The 18,316-nt window shown below is 65.6% G+C and carries 15 protein-coding genes; 3 read left to right on the top strand and 12 right to left on the bottom strand.

Features of this window, described 5'->3' with window-relative positions:
- Nucleotides 1-6: 6 nt before the first annotated feature.
- Nucleotides 7-1,896, top strand: a complete 1,890-nt coding sequence (locus BDOA9_RS22765) for a TRAP transporter large permease (RefSeq protein ID WP_025036273.1) — start codon at nucleotides 7-9, stop codon at nucleotides 1,894-1,896.
- Nucleotides 1,897-1,916: 20 nt separating this feature from the next.
- Nucleotides 1,917-3,566 carry an acyl-CoA synthetase gene (locus tag BDOA9_RS22760; RefSeq protein ID WP_025036272.1) on the top strand — a complete coding sequence of 550 codons (1,650 nt, stop codon included), beginning with the start codon at nucleotides 1,917-1,919 and terminating at the stop codon, nucleotides 3,564-3,566.
- Nucleotides 3,567-3,623: 57 nt separating this feature from the next.
- Here the strand turns inward: BDOA9_RS22760 and BDOA9_RS22755 are convergent, their stop codons facing one another.
- From BDOA9_RS22755 to BDOA9_RS22715, 9 genes are all read right to left on the bottom strand, one after another.
- A complete protein-coding gene (locus BDOA9_RS22755; RefSeq protein ID WP_025036271.1) occupies nucleotides 3,624-4,601 on the bottom strand; it encodes a TRAP transporter substrate-binding protein in 978 nt (325 codons plus the stop codon).
- Nucleotides 4,602-4,639: 38 nt separating this feature from the next.
- Nucleotides 4,640-5,953 carry a TRAP transporter large permease gene (locus tag BDOA9_RS22750; RefSeq protein WP_025036270.1) on the bottom strand — a complete coding sequence of 438 codons (1,314 nt, stop codon included), beginning with the start codon at nucleotides 5,951-5,953 and terminating at the stop codon, nucleotides 4,640-4,642.
- A gap of 2 nt (nucleotides 5,954-5,955) precedes the next feature.
- Nucleotides 5,956-6,549 (bottom strand): TRAP transporter small permease, encoded by a 594-nt coding sequence (locus BDOA9_RS22745; RefSeq protein WP_042336378.1) that lies wholly within the window; start codon nucleotides 6,547-6,549, stop codon nucleotides 5,956-5,958.
- A gap of 160 nt (nucleotides 6,550-6,709) precedes the next feature.
- Complete coding sequence (locus BDOA9_RS22740) at nucleotides 6,710-7,507, bottom strand: MBL fold metallo-hydrolase (RefSeq protein ID WP_025036268.1); 798 nt, start codon at nucleotides 7,505-7,507, stop codon at nucleotides 6,710-6,712.
- 13 nt (nucleotides 7,508-7,520) lie between these two features.
- Nucleotides 7,521-8,297 carry a TatD family hydrolase gene (locus BDOA9_RS22735; protein ID WP_025036267.1) on the bottom strand — a complete coding sequence of 259 codons (777 nt, stop codon included), beginning with the start codon at nucleotides 8,295-8,297 and terminating at the stop codon, nucleotides 7,521-7,523.
- A 13-nt stretch (nucleotides 8,298-8,310) separates the two neighbouring features.
- Nucleotides 8,311-10,257 (bottom strand): methionine--tRNA ligase, encoded by a 1,947-nt coding sequence (gene metG / locus BDOA9_RS22730; RefSeq protein ID WP_082847862.1) that lies wholly within the window; start codon nucleotides 10,255-10,257, stop codon nucleotides 8,311-8,313.
- Nucleotides 10,258-10,366: 109 nt separating this feature from the next.
- Nucleotides 10,367-11,413: a DNA polymerase III subunit delta' gene (locus tag BDOA9_RS22725; protein ID WP_025036265.1), complete on the bottom strand. Its 1,047-nt coding sequence runs from the start codon at nucleotides 11,411-11,413 to the stop codon at nucleotides 10,367-10,369.
- Complete coding sequence (gene tmk / locus BDOA9_RS22720; RefSeq protein ID WP_025036264.1) at nucleotides 11,410-12,096, bottom strand: dTMP kinase; 687 nt, start codon at nucleotides 12,094-12,096, stop codon at nucleotides 11,410-11,412. The genes BDOA9_RS22725 and tmk overlap by 4 nt, the downstream gene beginning before the upstream one ends.
- A 2-nt stretch (nucleotides 12,097-12,098) precedes the next feature.
- Nucleotides 12,099-13,361 (bottom strand): D-alanyl-D-alanine carboxypeptidase family protein, encoded by a 1,263-nt coding sequence (locus tag BDOA9_RS22715; RefSeq protein ID WP_025036263.1) that lies wholly within the window; start codon nucleotides 13,359-13,361, stop codon nucleotides 12,099-12,101.
- A 153-nt stretch (nucleotides 13,362-13,514) separates the two neighbouring features.
- On the opposite strand from BDOA9_RS22715, the gene BDOA9_RS22710 reads away from it, so the two are divergent.
- Nucleotides 13,515-14,471: an alpha/beta fold hydrolase gene (locus BDOA9_RS22710; protein ID WP_025036262.1), complete on the top strand. Its 957-nt coding sequence runs from the start codon at nucleotides 13,515-13,517 to the stop codon at nucleotides 14,469-14,471.
- Between the two features lie 122 nt (nucleotides 14,472-14,593).
- On the opposite strand, the gene ntrC is transcribed toward BDOA9_RS22710, so the two are convergent.
- Genes ntrC through dusB form a run of 3 tightly spaced genes read right to left on the bottom strand, consistent with a single transcriptional unit; the run spans nucleotide 14,594 to nucleotide 18,219 of the window.
- Nucleotides 14,594-16,036 (bottom strand): nitrogen regulation protein NR(I), encoded by a 1,443-nt coding sequence (ntrC, locus tag BDOA9_RS22705; protein WP_025036261.1) that lies wholly within the window; start codon nucleotides 16,034-16,036, stop codon nucleotides 14,594-14,596.
- Nucleotides 16,037-16,045: 9 nt separating this feature from the next.
- Nucleotides 16,046-17,221 (bottom strand): two-component system sensor histidine kinase NtrB, encoded by a 1,176-nt coding sequence (locus BDOA9_RS22700; RefSeq protein ID WP_025036260.1) that lies wholly within the window; start codon nucleotides 17,219-17,221, stop codon nucleotides 16,046-16,048.
- Complete coding sequence (gene dusB / locus BDOA9_RS22695; protein WP_192859657.1) at nucleotides 17,218-18,219, bottom strand: tRNA dihydrouridine synthase DusB; 1,002 nt, start codon at nucleotides 18,217-18,219, stop codon at nucleotides 17,218-17,220. The genes BDOA9_RS22700 and dusB overlap by 4 nt, the downstream gene beginning before the upstream one ends.
- Nucleotides 18,220-18,316: the final 97 nt, after the last annotated feature.

The following is an 18,316-nucleotide window of genomic DNA, read 5'->3' as shown; positions in this document are numbered from 1 at the left end:
GCCATCATGGCTCATGTCGAGGTCGAGGTGACCGGAGTGGCGGGCAAGGCGACTGTTCAGTCCCCTCGCCGACCTCAGTTGCTGGGCTCGCTGGAGCGGGCACTCGGTGTTCTCGTGGAGGTTCCGGCGGCGGCCCTGGTCGTCGCCGAGATCGTGATCCTGTTTGCCGGCGTGGTCGCCCGCTACGGCTTTCACCGGCCGCTGATCTGGTCGGACGAGCTTGCCTCCATCCTGTTCCTGTGGCTGGCGATGCTGGGCGCGGCGGTGGCGTTCCGCCGCTCCGAGCACATGCGCATGACCGCGATCGTGGCCAGCGCCAGGCCGGCGATGCGCGCCTATCTCGATCTGGTCGCGACCTCGGCGGCGCTGGCGTTCCTGGCGCTGATCGTCTGGCCGTCCTGCGACTACGCCTACGAAGAGAGCTACATCACCACGCCGGCGCTGCAGATCTCCAACATGTGGCGGGCCGCCGCGCTGCCGGCCGGCATCGGCCTGATGGCGGCCTTTGCCTTGCTGCGGCTCGTGCGCGCGGCCGAGCCCCGCATGGTCGCAGCCGCCGTGCTGTCGGTTGCCGTCGTGATCGGCCTGTTCTGGCTGGCCGAGCCGTTGCTGCGTCCGCTCGGCAATCTCAACCTCGTCATTTTCTTCGTCGGCGTTGCCGGCTTCTGCGTCTTTGCCGGCGTTCCCATTGCGTTCGGCTTTGGTCTTGCGATCTTCGGCTATCTGGCGCTGACCACACGCACGCCGGTCATGGTGCTGGTCGGGCGCATGGACGAGGGCATGAGCCACCTCATCCTGCTCTCGGTCCCGCTGTTCGTGTTCTTAGGCCTGCTGATCGAGATGACCGGCATGGCGCGGGCCATGGTGGCGTTCCTGGCCAGCCTGCTCGGCCATATCAGGGGCGGCCTGCATTACGTGCTGGTCGGCGCGATGTACCTCGTCTCCGGCATCTCCGGCGCCAAGGCGGCCGACATGGCCGCGGTCGCGCCCGTGCTGTTTCCCGAGATGAAAGAGCGCGGCGCCAAGCCCGGCGATCTCGTCGCGCTGCTGGCGGCAACCGGCGCCCAGACCGAGACCATCCCGCCGAGCCTCGTGCTGATCACGATCGGCTCGGTCACCGGCGTGTCGATCGCCGCCCTCTTCACCGGCGGCCTGTTGCCCGGCGTCGTGCTCGCGATCACGCTGTGCATGCTGGTGTGGTGGCGCTACCGCCACGAGGACATGAGCCACGTCCGTCGTGCCACGGCTTCCGAGATCGGCAGGACCTTCCTCATCGCCCTGCCCGCGCTCGCGCTGCCCTTCGTGATCCGCTATGCCGTGGTCGAGGGCATCGCGACCGCGACCGAGGTCTCTACCATCGGCATCGTCTATGGCGCCGTGGTCGGCCTGCTCGTCTACCGCCGCTTCGACTGGCGGCGGCTGTTCCCGATGCTGGTCGAGACCGCGGCGCTGTCGGGCGCGATCCTGCTGATCATCGGCACCGCCACGGGCATGGCCTGGGGCCTGACCCAATCCGGCTTCTCGCGCTCGCTGGCGGCAGCCATGACGGGATTGCCCGGGGGACCGGCGACGTTCATCGCCGTCTCGATCCTGGCCTTCGTCATTCTCGGCAGCGTGCTGGAGGGCATCCCGGCGATCGTCCTGTTCGGGCCGCTGCTGTTTCCGATCGCCCGCGCCGTCGGCGTGCACGAGGTGCACTATGCCATGGTGATCATTCTCGCCATGGGTATCGGGCTATTCGCCCCGCCTTTCGGCGTGGGCTATTATGCCGCCTGCGCCATCGGACGCGTCGATCCGGCCGAAGGCATCAGGCCGATCTGGGGCTACCTGCTGGCGCTGCTGGTGGGACTGATCATCGTCGCGATCTTCCCCTGGATCTCGATCGGATTCCTTTGAGCCGTTTTCAGGAGGTGTCGATGAGTGAGCGGCAGAACCAATACAATATCGGCCTCGACAAGACGCCCGCCAATTATGTGCCCCTGAGTCCGCTGAGCTTCCTCGCGCGCAGCGCCGCGGTCTATCCCAATCACGTCAGCACCGTCTATGAGGGCCGCAGCTGCACCTGGGCGCAGACCTATGAGCGCTGTCGGCGCTTTGCCTCCTGGCTCGCAGGCAAGGGCATCGGCGTCGGCGACACCGTGGCGGCGATGCTGCCCAACATCCCGGCGATGAACGAGGCGCACTTCGCGGTGCCCATGACCGGCGCCGTGCTCAACGCGCTCAACATCCGCCTCGATGCGCCTTCGATCGCGTTCCAGCTCGACCATGGCGGTGCGAAAATCATCCTGGTCGATCCAGAGTTTTCCGGCGTGATTGCCGAGGCGCTGGCGCGGATGACCGGACCCAAGCCGCTGGTGGTCGACGTCGACGACGCTTCGTTCAAGGGCGGCAAGCGCATCGGCGAGATCGAATATGAAACGGCCGTCGCCCAAGGCGATCCAGGCTTCGCGGCGATCCCGCCGAGCGACGAATGGGACGCGATCGCGCTGAGCTACACCTCGGGCACGACGGGCAATCCCAAGGGCGTCGTCACCCATCATCGCGGCGCCTATCTCAACGCCGTCAGCAATATCCTCGCCGGCAATCTCGGCCAGCATCCGGTCTATCTCTGGACGCTGCCGATGTTCCACTGCAACGGCTGGTGCTTTCCCTGGACCATTGCGGCGGCCGCCGGCATCAATGTCTGCCTGCGCAAGGTCGAACCGAGCAAGATCTTCGAGCTGATCAAGAGCCACGGCGTCACCCACATGTGCGGCGCGCCGATCGTCTACAACACGTTGATCAACGCGCCCGACGCGCCCAAGGGGAATGCGGCCCGCCGTGTCGTCGGCCTGATCGCGGGCGCCGCCCCGCCCGTCGCGGTGCTGGAAGGCGCCGAAAGCATCGGCATCAAGCTCACCCATGTCTATGGCCTGACCGAGGTCTACGGCCCCGCCTCGGTGTGCGCCGAGCAGCCCGGCTGGGACGAACTCCCGCCTGCCGAGCGCGCCCGCATGAAGCGCCGGCAGGGCGTGCCCTACCCGCTCCAGGAAGCCGTCACCGTGATCAATCCGCAGACCATGAGGCAAGTGCCGCGCGACGGCGAGACCATCGGCGAGGTCATGTTCCGCGGCAACATCGTGATGAAGGGCTATCTCAAGAACGAGAAGGCAACGAAGGAAGCCTTCGAGGGCGGCTGGTTTCACACCGGCGATCTCGGCGTGCTCGACGAGCACGGCTACGTCATCATCAAGGACCGCTCCAAGGACATCATCATCTCCGGCGGCGAGAACATCTCCTCGGTCGAGGTCGAGGACATCCTCTACAAGCACCCGGCCGTGCTGTTTGCAGCCGTGGTGGCAAAGCCCGATCCGAAATGGGGCGAAGTCCCCTGCGCCTTCGTCGAGCTGAAGGATGGCGCCAGCGCGACCGAGGCCGACATCATCGCCTTCTGCCGTTCGCACATGAGCGGCTTCAAGACGCCGAAGACGGTCGTGTTCGGGCCGATCCCGAAGACGTCCACGGGCAAGATCCAGAAATTCCTGCTGCGCAACGAAGTCGGCTCGGTGAAGGCGATCTCGGCCTGAGCTGTTCCTGAAGAGGCTTCCGCCCGCCCGAGCCCGGCGAGCGGAAGCGCTCCCGCGTTACATCTTCTTGTAGGCGTCGACGACCGCCTGACCGTCCGCGCCCGCCTTCTTGAGCCAGTCCGCCGTGAGCTGGTCACCGATCTTCTGGAAGCCTGCCTTGAGTGCCGGGCTCGGCGGCTCGACGCTCATGCCCTTCGCCTTGAGCTGATCGAGGTACCAATTGGCCTTCTCTTGCCAGGCCTTCCAGCCGCGGGTCTCTGCGGTGGCGGCGACCTTCAGGATGGCCTCCTGGGTCGGCTTGTCGAGCGCGTCGAACGCAGCCTTGTTGACGAAGGTGTAGTCCTTCGGAATCCAGGCCTGCACGTCGTAGAAGTATTTGAGCGACTCCCACGCCTTCGAATCGTAACCGGTGCCGCCCGACGACATGAAGGAGTTCACCACGCCGGTCGCCAGTGCCTGCGGCAATTCCGCGGCCTGGATCGTGACCGATTGTGCGCCGACCAGTTCGCCGATGCGCGCGGTCCCGACATTGTAGGCGCGCCACTTCAGGCCCTTCATGTCCTCGATCGTCGCCAGCGGCTTGTTGACATAGACGCCCTGCGGCGCCCACGGCACCACGAACAGCAGCTTGAGACCTTGCGCGTCGAGCTTCTTGGCGATCGCCGGCTTGGAGGCCTGGTACAGCTTCATCGCATCGGGAAAGCTGGTCGCGAGGAACGGCACGACGTCGATGCCGAACATCGGGTCTTCGTTCTCGTGGATCGACAGCAGCACCTCACCCATCTGCGCCTGCCCGGTCACCACCGCGCGCTTGATGTCGGGCGCCTTGAACAGCGAGGCGCCGGGATGAACCGTGATCTGGAGCTTGCCGGAGGTTGCGGCCTCGACGTCCTTGGCGAACGCGACCAGGTTTTCGGAGTGCGGATTGTCGGCAGGATATGCCGCCGGCAAATTCCATTTGGTCTGGGCCAAGGCTGGCGTTGCGGCCATCACGACGCCGGCGATCAGGCATGCGCGGACTAAACGAGACATCATCGGGCTTCTCCTCACGGTCATTCTAAGAACGGATACGCTCAGTCTGGGAAAGCGAGCTTGGGCAAGAACATCACGATCTGCGGATATTCGGTGATGATGAACACGGCGGCAAGCAGTAGCATGAAGAACGGGAAGGCCGCCCGCGCGACCGTGAACGTGTCGCGGCCGCTCATGTTCTGGAGCACGAACAGGTTGAACCCGACCGGTGGCGTGATCTGCGCCATTTCGACGTGGATGATCAGGTAGACGCCGAACCATACCAGGTCTAGGCCGGCCTGCTTGACCATGGGCAGCACGATGACGGCGGTCAGAACGATCATCGAGATGCCGTCGATCAGGCAGCCCAGGATGATGTACATGATGCTCAGATACAGCGCCAGCATGCTCGGCGTGAGGTGCTGGCCCTGGACCCAGGTGGCAAGCGCGGCCGGAATACCCGTATAGGCCATCGCCGCCGTGGTGTAGGCTGCGCCTGCCAGGATCAGCATGATCATGCAGGTGAGGCGCGTCGCGCTCATGATGCTCTCGAGGAAGTTCTTGCGCGTGAGCGTGCCGCTCCACCAGGCCAGCAGCAGCGCGCCGGAAACGCCCCAAGCCGCACATTCCGTCGCCGTCGCAAAGCCGAGAACGAGCGACAGGAACACCGCCAGGATCAGCATCAGGCAGGGCGCGAGCTTGGCCGACTCGCGCAGCTTCTGCCGGAACGGCATCGGCGGATCGCGCGGCGGAACCTTCTTCGGGTTGAGCAGCGACCAGATGATGATGTAGCCGGAATAGAGTACGATCACGAGCAGTCCCGGCAGGAATCCGCCGAGAAACACTTGAAGCACGGAGACGTTCGCCGTGACGGCATAGACCACCATCGGAATCGACGGCGGGATCAACAGGCCGAGCGTGCCAGAGCCCGCGAGCGATCCGAGGCTCAGGCCCTTGTCGTAGCCGCGCTTGTCGAGTTCCGGCAGCGCGATCTTGCCGATCGTCGCGCAGGTCGCCGCCGACGAGCCAGATACTGCTGCAAAGATCCCGCAGCCGATCACGTTCACATGCGTCAGTCGTCCCGGCAGCCACTGCACCCAGGGCGACAGGCCGCGGAACATTTCCTCGGACAATTTGGTGCGGAAGAGAATCTCTCCCATCCAGATGAACAGCGGCAGCGCCGCCAGCGTCCAGGATGAGCTCGCGCTCCAGGTGGTGGTCGCAAGCACGGTGCCGAGCGGCAGGCTCGTGGTGAGCGCCATCGCCACGAAGCCGACCAGCCCGAGCGAGACCGCAATCCAGACGCCGCTTCCCAGCAGCAGGATCATGACGCCGAGCAGGACGAACGACAGCTCGATCATGCCGAGATTGGCCATGGTCAGCCTCCACCGCCCTGCGAGATGCGCTCGACGAACTCTTCCGGAGTTTCGTCAGGGGAGCCCTTCTCGTAGCTCGGGCGGTTGCCGCCGATGACGTTGACCATCTCGTCGATCAGCGCGATCGAGAGGATCACGAGGCCGCCGGCGAAGCCCAGCTGGGGAATCCAGAGCGGCAGCGCGACGACGCCCTGCGCCACGTCGTTGAAGCGCCAGGAATCGTAGGTCATCTGCACCGCATGACGGGTGAAGTAGAGGACGAAGGCTGTGGCAATGCCGAGCGCCACGACCTCCGCTATCTGCTTGGTCCGCCCATGCAGACGTTCCAGCAGCAGGCCGACGCGGATCATCTCTCCGCGCTTGAAGGTATGGGCGAGGCCGAGGAACGCCATCGCGGCCATGCACCAGGATGCGAAATCGTCGCCGGCCGGAATATTGAGCGTAAACTGACGCCCCACCGACATGATCATCATGATTGCGAAGATCGCGACCAGGAAGGCGCCCGCGGCATAGCCCGCGCCAAGATAAAGGAGGTCCAGAGCGCGTCGCACCGGCCCCCGATTGGCTACCTCGTCCTCTGCCAACGCGATCCCCATCCTCACACGAGGCGATTCGACCGACCGATTGCACCTTGGGTGCCCGGTCCCGTTTGAATATCGCCCTGCCCAGCGCCTGTCTTTCAGACGTTAAATCAACATGATGGGGCCAGCGCAAGCAAGGTCTATGCCGGCAGGCGGGAGAATTTCCACCGCGGGTTTAGTGCGTCTCCAGCCGCAGCCCGTCATAGGCCGGCACCACGCCAGGCGGCAGCGACTGCCGGATCACCTCGTAATCGACGTCGGCGGTCATGTTGGTGATGACCGCGCGCTTCGGCTTGAAGCGCTCGATCCAGGACAGCGCATCGTTGATGCTGAAATGGCTGACATGGCTGGTGTAGCGCAGGCCGTCGACGATCCAGAGGTCGAGGTTCTCCAGCGCCCCCCAGCTCTCGCGCGGGATGTCGTTGAGATCAGGCGTATAGGCCGCATCCCCAATGCGGTAGCCGAGCGCGGGAATGTTGCCGTGCTGCACCAGAAAGGCGGTCATCGTCACGGCGCCGCCCTTCCCCAGAATGGTCTGGCTCTCCCCCGCCTCGATCGAATGCCGGGTCAGGATCGGCGGATAGTCGCTGCCTTCGGGCGAGATGAAGCAATAGGAGAACCGCGACAGGATGTCCTTGGCGGTCGACTGGTTGAAATATGTCGGAATGCGTCGGCGCATGTGCATGACGACCGACCGCAGATCATCCATGCCGTGGGTCTGGTCGGCATGCTCGTGCGTCAGGAACACCGCGTCGATGTGGTCGACATTGGTCGAGAGCAATTGCTCGCGCAGGTCCGGCGAGGTGTCGATCACGATGCGTGTCGTGCCGTGCTCGGACGTCCGTTCGACCAGCAGCGAGCAGCGGCGACGGCGGTTCTTGGGATTGGAGGGATCACAGGCGCCCCAGCCGAGTGCCGGGCGCGGCACGCCGGCGGAGGAGCCGCAGCCCAGGATCGTCAGCGTCAGCGTCATGTGGCCCCCAGTCTCAAGCCTTCACCTTCGAGAACAGGCGGAAGAAATTTTCGCTGGTCTGGCGCGAGATCTCCTCGAGCGACACGCCGCGCGTCTCGGCGAGCACCTTTGCGACCTCGACCACGTAGGCCGGCTCGTTGCGCTTGCCCCGAAACTTGCCCGGCGCAAGATAGGGCGAGTCCGTTTCAACCAGAATACGATCCGACGGCAGTTCGGCTGCGAGCGCGCGCAAGGCCTCCGACTTCTTGAAGGTCAGGATGCCCGTGAAGCCGATCGAGAACCCGAGCGACACCGCCTTCAGCGCCAGCTCGCGCCCGCCCGTGTAACAATGCAGCACGGCGCGAAACGATCCCTTCGCGGCCTCCTCTTCTAGGATGCGCGCGCAGTCCGCGTCGGCCTCGCGGGTATGGATCACCAGCGGCAGGCCGGTGGCGCGGGCGGCGGCGATGTGGGCGCGAAAGCCCCTCGCCTGCGCTACCGGCGAGCCGTTGTCGTAGAAATAATCGAGCCCGGCTTCGCCCAGCGCGACGACCTTGGGATGCTGGGTGAACGCAATCAGCTCGTCCGGCGCGATGCCGTCCTCCTCGTCCGCGTGGTGCGGATGAGTGCCGACCGAGCAATAGACGTCGTCATAACGCTCGGCGATCGCGAGCAGGTCCTGCAGCCGTCGCACCCGCGTCGAGATCGTGACCATGCGACCGACGCCGGCCGCTCGCGCCCGCGACACGATCCCATCGAGATCTTCCGCAAAGTCCGGAAAATCCAGATGGCAATGACTGTCGACCAGCATCGTGCAAACGCCCTCAGGCCGCCGGCTCGACGTAGCGCGGGAACGCCGGCGTCGGCGCCGGCAGCGTCGAACCGGGCGCGATGCGCTTTGCACCGCCGAGCATGTCAAAATTGCGCTCGGCTGCGGGGATGCCGAGGCTGTCGAGCAGCTTGCCGGAGGCGGTCGGCATCGCGGGCTGAGCCAGGATCGCGATCTGACGCACGACTTCGGCGGTGACGTAGAGCACCGTCTTCTGCCTGGCCGGATCCGTCTTGGCGAGCGCCCACGGCGCCTCGCCCGCGAAATAGCGGTTGGCTTCCGCGACCACGGCCCAGACGGCGTTGAGCCATTGATGGATCTGCTGGGTCGCCATGGCCTCGCGCGAGGCCGCGATCATGCCGTCGGCCATCGAAAGGATCGCCTTGTCGTTGTCGCTGAACTCGCCCGGCTCGGGCAGCACGCCGCCCAATTGCTTGGCGATCATCGACAGCGAGCGCTGCGCGAGATTGCCGAGATCGTTGGCGAGATCGGCATTGATGCGCGCGACGATAGCCTCGTGGTTGTAATTGCCGTCCTGGCCGAACGGCACCTCGCGCAGGAAAAAGTAGCGTAACTGGTCGACGCCATACTGGTCGGCGAGGTTGAACGGATCGACAGTGTTGCCGACCGACTTCGACATCTTCTCGCCCCTGTTGAACAGGAAGCCGTGGGCATAGACCCGCTTCGGCAGCGGGATGCCGGCCGACAAGAGGAAGGCGGGCCAATACACCGCATGGAAGCGGATAATGTCCTTGCCGATGACGTGCACGTCGGCCGGCCAATAACGCCAGTTCTTGTCGCTCTCGTCGGGGAAGCCGACGCCGGTGATGTAATTGGTCAGCGCGTCGACCCAGACATACATCACATGATCTTCGTCGCCTGGCACCTTCACGCCCCAGTCGAACGTGGTGCGGGAGATCGAGAGATCGCGCAGACCGCCCTTGACGAAGCTCACCACCTCGTTCTTGCGGGAATCCGGCCCGATGAAATCGGGCTGATCCGCATACAGCTTGAGCAGCTTGTCCTGGTACTCCGAGAGGCGGAAGAAATAACTCTTCTCTTCGACCCATTCCACCGGCGTGCCCTGCGGCCCGAGCCGCACACCGTCGTCGTTCACGCGCGTCTCGTCCTCGGCGTAATAGGCCTCGTCGCGGACGGAGTACCAGCCCGAATAGGTGTCGGCATAGATGTCGCCGTTCGCTTCCATGCGCCGCCAGATCTCCTGGCTGGAGCGGTGATGCTGCTCCTCGGTGGTGCGGATGAAGCGGTCGAACGATACGTTCAGGCGCTCGTCCATCTCCTTGAAGCGGCCGGCATTGCGTGTCGCGAGCGCAGCGGCGGACATGCCCTCGCTCGCCGCCGTCTGAATCATCTTCTGACCGTGCTCGTCGGTGCCGGTCAAAAAGAACACGTCCTTGCCATCGAGCCGCGCAAAGCGCGCCAGCGCGTCGGTCGCGATCGCCTCATAGGCATGACCGATATGCGGACTGCCGTTGGGATAGGCGATCGCGGTGGTGATGTAGAAGACGTTGTCGCGCGCGGCGGCGGCCGCAGGCGCGGCTACTTGCGGAGAAGCGGCGGGCTTTGGCGCACGTGGAGCCTTTGGCTTTGCCGCCGTCGGCTTCACAGGCGTGACGACGGAAGCCGGCGCGGCGGTCACGGCAGGCGCAGCCGCCTTTTTCGCGACCTTCTTCGCAGGAGCCTTGGCCGGTGTTTTATCGGCCTTCTTCACCGCCTTCTTGGCAACGGCCTGCTTCTTCGCGGCCTTCTTGCCGGCTTTCCTTGCGGCGCCCTTCTTCACGCTCTTCTTGGCGGCAGCCTTCTTGGCCTTCTTGGTCTTCTTGACCTTCTTGGCGGCTTTGCTCGCGCGCGCCTTCACGGCCTTCTTCGCAGCCTTCTTGCCGCTCTTGCGTTTGACGGATTTCTTAGCTCGCGTTGCCACCACGAATTCCTTTACCGGCTTCTCGAATTTTGGAAACGGCTCGGCGTTCCGTTATTGTTTTGCGCATGATCTTTTCGGAAAGCCGCTACGCACTTTTCCGGATCATGCTTTAGCGCGTTGCGTCCGCCAGCCAGCCGAACACCGAGAAAACCAAGGGCTTGCGCTCCAGATTGTAGGTTTCGGTGTCGCGCGCGGCGCGGACGATCTTTTCCCATACCTCAGCTAGCCGCGCAAGGCGCCGCAGGTTCTGGTTGGCATCGGCCTCATCCGCATGCAGGCGCTCCGCAATCCAGCGGTCGATGCCGTCGATGAAGGCCGCAAGCGCCACGCGGTCGCTGGTGCCGAGCGAATCGCCGAGCGTGTGCAATTCGCGCGGATCGACCTGGGGCAGGCGCGCGAGCAGCGCCGCCGTGCGCTGCTGAAGCTTCAGGGCGTCGCCACCGAGCAACGTCAGCGCCCGTGCGACGCTGCCCTCGGAGGCCTCGGCCGCCTCGCGCAGGGCGGGATCTTTCGGATCGAGCTCGGCCACTGACGCCGCAGCGCCGATTACATCGCTCGTGGCGAGCGGCCGCAGCCGCAACTTGCGGCAGCGCGACTGGATGGTGGCGAGCACCCGCGCGGGTGCGTGGCTGACCAGCAGGAACAGCGATTGCTGCGGCGGCTCCTCGAGAATCTTCAGAAGCGCGTTGGCCGCGTTCGGATTGAGCTCGTCGACGGTGTCGACGATGCAGACGCGCCAGCCTTCGGCCGCCGCGGTCGAGCCGAAGAACGCGATCGTCTCGCGCGTCTCGTCCACCGTGATCACGGTACGCATCACGCCACGCTCATTGGCGGTGCGCTCGAGCGTCAGCAGGCCACCATGGGAGCCAGCCGCCACCTGCCGCGCCACGGCGTCATCAGGGTCGATCGCCAGGCTTTCGGCGCGCTGCACCGCCGGCGCCAGCGGCTGCGCATGGGCGAGCACGAAGCGCGCCATGCGGTAGGCAAGCGTCGCCTTGCCGATGCCTTGCGGCCCTCCGATCAGCCAGGCGTGTGGAATGCGTCCGCTGCGATAGGCGGCAAGCAACGCGGCCTCCGCCTCGCGATGGCCGAACAGCTGCGCTGTCTCGCGCGGATGCGGTATGGCGGTTTCCCGCTCGACCTGGCGGGGACTCATGCCGACACCACTGACGCAGGCGTCGGCAGCAGGCGCTCGCGCAGCGCCGTCCAGACGCGCGCGGCAACGGTGTCCGGATCGGAATTGGCGTCGATCAGCACGCAACGCGCCGGATCCTCCGCCGCGATCCTGCGATAGGCCTCGCGCAGGCCCTGATGGAAGCTGAGCTTCTCGGCCTCGAACCTGTCAGGCGTGTCGGTGCCGCGGCGGACGGCCGCGCGTTGCAGGCCAATCTCGACCGGCAAGTCGAGGATGATGGTGAGATCGGGCTTGAGATCGCCGATGGTGACCCGTTGCATGGCGTTGATCAGGCCCTCGGGCACGCGGCCGAGGCTGCCCTGATAGGCCCGCGTCGAATCGGCGAAGCGATCGCACAGCACCCAGACACCCTGGCTCAAGGCCGGCTGGATCACGGTGCGGACATGGTCATCGCGCGCGGCGGCAAACAGCAGCGTCTCCGCCTCGGGGCCGAGCAGCTTGCCCATGCCCGACAGCACAAGATGGCGCATGATCTCGGCGCCCGGCGAGCCGCCCGGCTCGCGCGTGACGCGAATGCGCAGCTTGGCCGCCTTGAGGCGGTCGGCGAGCTTCTTGATCTGGGTCGACTTGCCCGTGCCCTCGCCGCCTTCAAAGGTGATGAAGCGTCCCCGTCCGGACGGCCGCTGTGCCGCGCTCTCACTCATGATCAGAGCTTCTCGGCACCTGCGCGGAACATGCCGATCACGAGTTCGCTGGCGCCGTCGATGGCACGGCGCATGGTCGAGCCGGTGCCAACAGCCTCGGCGGCATAGACCGGCGTTTCGACCGCGATGTTGCCGCTGCGCCAGACCCTGACCACGCCGACCCGCTGGCCGGCCTCGACCGGCGCGCGCACCGGGCCGCTATAGACGACGCGCGCAATCAGCTTGTCGCTGCCGTTCTTGTGCACCATCACCTTCACCGGGGTCTTGGCGACGAGCTTGACCGACCGGCTCTCGCCGCCGAACACCTTGGCGTAGCCGACGGGCTGCTCGGCCGCGATCAGGGTGCGGGTCTCGAAATTGCGAAAACCCCATTCCAGCATCTTCTTGGCTTCCGTGGCGCGGTCGTCGGGATCGTCAAGTCCGTTGACGACTACGATCAGGCGCGTGCCGTTCTGCACGGCGGAGCCGACCATGCCGTAGCCGCCTTCCTTGGTGAAGCCGGTCTTCAGACCGTCAGCGCCTTCCATCGAACTGAGCAGCGGATTGCGGTTGGGCTGGCGGATCTTGTTCCAGGTGAACTCCTTCTCGCCGAACAGTTTGTAGAATTCGGGGAAGTCCAGGATGATGTGCCGGGCGAGCATGCCGAGCTCGCGCACCGTCATCTTGTTGCCGGGATCGGGCAGACCGCTGGAATTGGCGAAGGTCGACCTGGTCATGCCGAGCTCGCGGGCGCGCTTGGTCATGAAGTCGGCGGCAAAGATCCGCTCATTGCCCGCCATGGCTTCGGCTAGCGCGATGCAGGCGTCGTTGCCGCTCTGGATGATCGCACCGTGCAGCAGGTCGTCGACCGAGACCTTGCTGTTGATGGCGGCGAACATGGTCGAGCCCCCCGAGGGGGCCCCGCCTCTGCGCCAGGCATTCTCGCTGATCCGATACTCGTCGGTCAGCTTGATGTCGCCCTTCTTGACCGCATTGAAGACGACCTCCGCGGTCATCAGCTTCATCATGCTCGACGGCGCGCGCAGCTCGTCGGCGTTCTTCTCGAACAGCACGCTGCCCGACGAGGCTTCGATCAGGATCGCGGTCGGGGCATCGCCGTCGAAGCCGGCATCTTCCGCTTTCTTGGCGCCCTGGACGCTCTGGTTGGCGGCATAGAGCGCCCCGCCCCAGCCGATCCCCGCCGCCAAAACCATCGCGGTCAGCCCGCGCGCCAACGTTCCGGCGGAGAGCCGGTTGCGGCGGAGCGAACGAAGACGAAGTGCCATGGCGAAGCCCTCGGAGAGGCGTTCTAACAGCTGGAACAGATGCGAACAACACGCGGTTGGACGCTTGCGCTGAGATTGCACGATTCTCGCTACGCCCCTATCGTGCTGCCTCATGTTTTTCGACCAAACCCCTGAAACAAGGCGGAAAAGCGAATGCCCGCAACGCGCATGATCAAGGCCAACGGGGTCGAGCTGTTCGTCCGCGAAGCCGGCCAGGGACCGCTCGTGGTGCTGTGCCATGGCTGGCCGGAACTGTCCTATTCCTGGCGCCACCAGATCCCGGCGCTCGCCGAAGCCGGGTTTCACGTCGTCGCGCCCGACATGCGCGGCTATGGTCAGAGCGCGGCGCCGCTCGATGTGAACGCCTACTCGATCTTCGACACGGTCGGCGACGTGGTCGGCCTCGTCCAGGCCCTCGGCGAGACCAAGGCGATGGTCGTCGGCCACGATTGGGGCGCGCCGGTCGCCTGGCACGCGGCGCTGTTCCGGCCAGACATCTTCACTGCGGTCGCGGGGCTAAGCGTGCCGCCGCCGTTCCGCGGCCGCGGCAAGCCGCTCGACCTGTTGCGCCAGGGCGGCGTCACCAATTTCTACTGGCAGTATTTCCAGTCGCCCGGCGTCGCCGAGGCCGAGCTCGAGCGTGACGTCGCACGCACCATGCGCATCGTCCTCGGCGGACGGGGCCTCGCCGATCCCACCGCGGCCATGTTCGTGCAGGAGGGCAAGGGCTTTCTCGGCCATGCGGGCGCCGAAGAGCCGCTGCCTGCCTGGCTGAGCGAGGCAGATCTGGCCTATTTCACCGAGGCCTTCCGCAAGTCCGGCTTTCGCGGCGGGCTGAACTGGTACCGCAACATCGACCGCAACTGGGAGCTGACCGCGCCCTGGCAGGACGCGCAGATCCATCAACCCTCACTGTTCATCGCCGGCTCCAAGGATGCCGTCATCACCGGCCTGATCGGCGCCAAGCGCGTCAACGAGCTCGAACGCGTGCTGCCCAATCTCAAGCGCAAGCTGATCCTCGAGGGCGCCGGCCATTGGGTGCAGCAGGAACGGCCCGGGGAAGTGAACGCGGCGCTGGCAGGCTTCCTGCGCGAGGCGGCGGCGCGTTAGTTCTACTGTGTCATAAATTCTTGCGCCGGTTTATATGCGCGTTGAGCCACACGCTGTCGAACCCGAAGATTTGGGATTCCGGGTGCGGCCCTGCAGACCGCCCCGGATAACGCCTACAGAGCTTACCCCCCGCTCCGATACACTTGGATATCGAGGTCCCGGATCTTCTTCCGCAGCGTGTTGCGGTTGAGGCCGAGCAGGTCCGCGGCGCGGATCTGATTGCCGCGGGTGGCGGCGAGCGCGGCCGTGAGCAGCGGCACCTCGATTTCCTTGAGGATGCGGTGATAGAGGCCCGGCGGCGGCACGCCGTTCGGGAAGCCCTGGAAGTGCGAAGACAGATAAGCTTCCACGGCACCGCCGAGATTGTCGACGCCCTGCTGGACCGCGGCGCCCGGGCTGACCGAGGGCGGTGCGAGCTCGCCGTCGATGACGGAGGCCGTGATCACGTCCTGCGGATAGAGCGCGGCGAGGCGCCGGGCAAGATTCTCGAGCTCGCGCACGTTGCCGGGCCAGCGATGCTGCTTCAGCCGCTCCAGCGCCAGCGTGTCGAGCTTCTTCGGCGGCAGGCCGTCCTTCTCGGCCAGCGTGAAGAAGTGCCGCACGAGATCCGGCAGGTCCTCGATGCGCTCACGCAACGGCGGCAGCCGCAGCGGAACGACGTTGAGGCGGAAGAACAGGTCTTCCCGGAACAGGCCCTGCTGGATCAGGACCCGCAGGTCCTTGTTGGAGGCCGCGACGATGCGCACGTCGGTCTTGATCGGGGTGCGGCCACCGACGGTGGTGTATTCGCCCTGCTGCAGCACGCGCAGCAACCGCGTCTGCGCCTCCATCGGCATGTCGCCGATCTCGTCGAGGAACAGCGTGCCGCCTTCGGCCTGCTCGAAGCGGCCGGAGGCGCGGGTGTTGGCGCCGGTGAAGGCGCCGCGCTCGTGACCGAACAATTCGGACTCGATGAGGTCGCGCGGGATCGCCGCCATGTTGACGGCGACGAACGGGCCGTTGCGGCGCTTGCCGTAATCGTGCAGCGCGCGCGCCACCAGCTCCTTGCCGGTGCCGGACTCGCCCGTGATCATCACGGTGAGGTCGGTCTGCATCAGTCGCGCCAGCACGCGGTAGATTTCCTGCATCGCGGGCGAACGGCCGACCAGCGGGATCGCCTCCATCTCGGCGTCCTCGTCCGGCGTCGAGGTCCGCTCCTTCGGCTCGGCAAGGGCGCGGCCGACGATGGCGATCAGCTCCTTGAGGTCGAACGGCTTCGGCAGATATTCGTAAGCCCCGCGCTCGGAGGCGCGGATCGCCGTCATGAAGGTGTTCTGCGCGCTCATGACGATGACGGGCAGGTTCGGCCGCATCTTCTTGATCCGCGGCAACAGGTCGAAGGCGTTTTCGTCCGGCATCACAACGTCGGTGATGACGAGATCGCCCTCGCCCTGGCTGACCCAGCGCCACAGCGTCGCGGCATTTCCGGTCAGCCGTACTTCGTAACCGGCACGGGACAGTGCCTGATTGAGAACGGTGCGGATGGCGGTATCGTCATCGGCTACGAGTATGCTACCTGCGGGCATTGTTAATCCTCATTTTGCCCCCTGTGACGCAGGCGACGACTTCCCGGCAGAGCCGTCGCGACTGCTTTGATCGGCGTGTTTCACCGACGTGGAATACATCGGCATCAGCACGCGGAAGGTGGTCTTGCGCGGCTGAGATTCGCATTCGATGATGCCCCCGTGATCGCCGACGATCTTGGCGACCAGCGCAAGACCGAGGCCAGAGCCGGTCTGCTTGGTGGTCACGAAGGGGTCGAACAAATTGGGCAGAAGATCATCGGGCACGCCGGGTCCGTTGTCCTTCACGCAGAATTCGAGCGGAAGGGATACCCGGGATTTTTGACCGGGGACTGACAGGCGCACACCGGGACGGAACGCGGTGGTGAGCTGGATCTCGCCGTCGGGCACGTCGATCAGCGCCTCGGCGGCGTTCTTCACGAGATTGAGGAACACCTGGATCAGCTGGTCCTGGTTCGCCAGCACCGGCGGCAGCGAAGGATCGTAGTCCTCGATGAAGCGGATGTTGCGGGCAAAGCCCGACTGCGCCAGCCGCTTGACGTGATCGAGCACCGAATGGATGTTGACAGGGCCGCGCACCACGGGGCGCTCGTCGCCGAACACCTCCATGCGGTCGACCAGCGTCACGATGCGGTCGGCCTCGTCGCAGATCAGCCGCGTCAGCATGCGGTCCTCGGACGAGGCCTGCTGCTCGAGCAGCTGTGCCGCGCCGCGAATGCCCGAAAGCGGATTCTTGATCTCGTGCGCGAGCATTGCTGCTAGCGCTATCACCGAGCGCGCGGCGCTGCGATGGGTGAGCTGCCGGTCCATCTTGTCGGCGATGGTGCGCTCCTGCAGCATCACCACGATATGGCCGGGCCGCTCGGTAAGCGGGGCGACATGCAGGTCGACCTGGCGGTCGCCGCCCATGCGCGGCGTGCCGAGATCGACCTTGTACTCGTTGACCGGCGAGTTCGAGGAACGCACCTGGTCGATCAGCGCCAGCAACGGGCTGCCGAACGGCACCAGCTCCTTCAGCGACTGCCGCTTCAGGAATTGCGTCGAGATCTCGAAGAAGGCTTCGGTGGCGATGTTGGCGGCGACGATCTTGCCGTCCGGCCCAATCATGAGCACGGGATTGGGCAAGGCATCCAGGATTGCGTCGCTGTCGGACTGAAGCGGCCGACGATGTTCAGCGGCTGAGCTCATGCAGCAGCGCTCCATGCGAAGTCGTCGAAAGCGTCTTGCAGTGAAACGTGAACGAGGCGCGGATCCTCCGAGACCAGGATCTTCTGGCGCCAGGATTTCAGCTTCGCGGCCGGCGCACGGCTCGCCTGCGCGGCGACGTCGAGCGCCCAGCCCAGATGCTTGCGGGCGTGCCTCAGCCCGATGCGCAGACCATAGAGCGCACAAACGCCGTCATAGAGCGTGCGGATATAATGCAGCTGCGTTTCGAGCGAGGGCACGGTTTCCTCGGCCCCGCCCTTCAGGCGGCGGCCGATCTGGCCCGGCAGCCAGGGCTGGCCCTGCGCGCCGCGGCCGATCATCACGGCGTCGGCGCCCGAGGCCTCCAACGCCGCCAGCGCCTTGTCGAAGGAGGTGATGTCGCCGTTGACGACGAGCGGAATGGAGACCGCCTCGCGCACGGCGCGGATCGCATGCCAATCGGCCTCGCCCTTGTAGAACTGGCAGCGGGTCCGGCCATGCACCGTGACGAGCTTGATCCCGGCCGCCTCCGCGCGCCGCGCCAGCTCCGGCGCGTTGCGGCTGCGGTCGTCCCAACCGAGGCGCATCTTCAGCGTCACCGGCACCTTCACGGCCGCGATCGTCGCCTCGATCAAGCTGACCGCATGGACGAGGTCGCGCATCAAGGCCGAGCCGGACTGGCCGCCGGTGACGTGGCGGGCGGGACAGCCCATGTTGATGTCGATGATATCGGCGCCTTCCGCTTCGGCGATCCGGGCGCCTTCGGCCATCCAGTGTGCCTCGCAGCCGGCCAACTGGACCACATGCGGGCCGATGCCGGTGGCTTCGCAACGCAACCGGGACAACCGGTGGCCATTGGCGAGCTCATCGCTCGCGGTCATTTCGGACACGACGAGACCGGCGCCAAGCTCGGCGGCGAGCCGGCGGACGGGCGAGTCAGTCACACCCGACATCGGCGCCAGGAAGACCGGGGCGGCGACTTCAATATCGCCTATTTTCAACGGCTTAGAGCCTGATACTGCCGAGCCGGTCACGGGGGTCTCGTTGACTGGGCAGGGCCTCATCGCGCCTGCCATGATCTATCTTGCGCACAATTCT

It is taken from the genome of Bradyrhizobium sp. DOA9 (genome assembly GCF_000617845.2).
Taxonomy (GTDB): Bacteria; Pseudomonadota; Alphaproteobacteria; order Rhizobiales; family Xanthobacteraceae; genus Bradyrhizobium.
Note: the sequence above shows the minus strand (reverse complement) of the source record. Positions and strands in the feature narration are given on the sequence as shown.

Bases quoted from the DNA above. Each gene is read 5' to 3' on its own strand.
- BDOA9_RS22715 (WP_025036263.1), bottom strand. From the start codon at position 13,361: ATGGCACTTCGTCTTCGTTCGCTCCGCCGCAACCGGCTCTCCGCCGGA.
- BDOA9_RS22735 (WP_025036267.1), bottom strand. From the start codon at position 8,297: ATGCTGGTCGACAGTCATTGCCATCTGGATTTTCCGGACTTTGCGGAA.
- BDOA9_RS22750 (WP_025036270.1), bottom strand. From the start codon at position 5,953: ATGGCCAATCTCGGCATGATCGAGCTGTCGTTCGTCCTGCTCGGCGTC.
- BDOA9_RS22755 (WP_025036271.1), bottom strand. From the start codon at position 4,601: ATGATGTCTCGTTTAGTCCGCGCATGCCTGATCGCCGGCGTCGTGATG.
- BDOA9_RS22700 (WP_025036260.1), bottom strand. From the start codon at position 17,221: ATGAGCTCAGCCGCTGAACATCGTCGGCCGCTTCAGTCCGACAGCGAC.
- BDOA9_RS22745 (WP_042336378.1), bottom strand. From the start codon at position 6,549: ATGGGGATCGCGTTGGCAGAGGACGAGGTAGCCAATCGGGGGCCGGTG.
- ntrC (WP_025036261.1), bottom strand. From the start codon at position 16,036: ATGCCCGCAGGTAGCATACTCGTAGCCGATGACGATACCGCCATCCGC.
- tmk (WP_025036264.1), bottom strand. From the start codon at position 12,096: ATGAGTGAGAGCGCGGCACAGCGGCCGTCCGGACGGGGACGCTTCATC.
- BDOA9_RS22740 (WP_025036268.1), bottom strand. From the start codon at position 7,507: ATGACGCTGACGCTGACGATCCTGGGCTGCGGCTCCTCCGCCGGCGTG.
- BDOA9_RS22725 (WP_025036265.1), bottom strand. From the start codon at position 11,413: ATGAGTCCCCGCCAGGTCGAGCGGGAAACCGCCATACCGCATCCGCGC.
- BDOA9_RS22765 (WP_025036273.1), top strand. From the start codon at position 7: ATGGCTCATGTCGAGGTCGAGGTGACCGGAGTGGCGGGCAAGGCGACT.
- BDOA9_RS22710 (WP_025036262.1), top strand. From the start codon at position 13,515: ATGCCCGCAACGCGCATGATCAAGGCCAACGGGGTCGAGCTGTTCGTC.
- BDOA9_RS22760 (WP_025036272.1), top strand. From the start codon at position 1,917: ATGAGTGAGCGGCAGAACCAATACAATATCGGCCTCGACAAGACGCCC.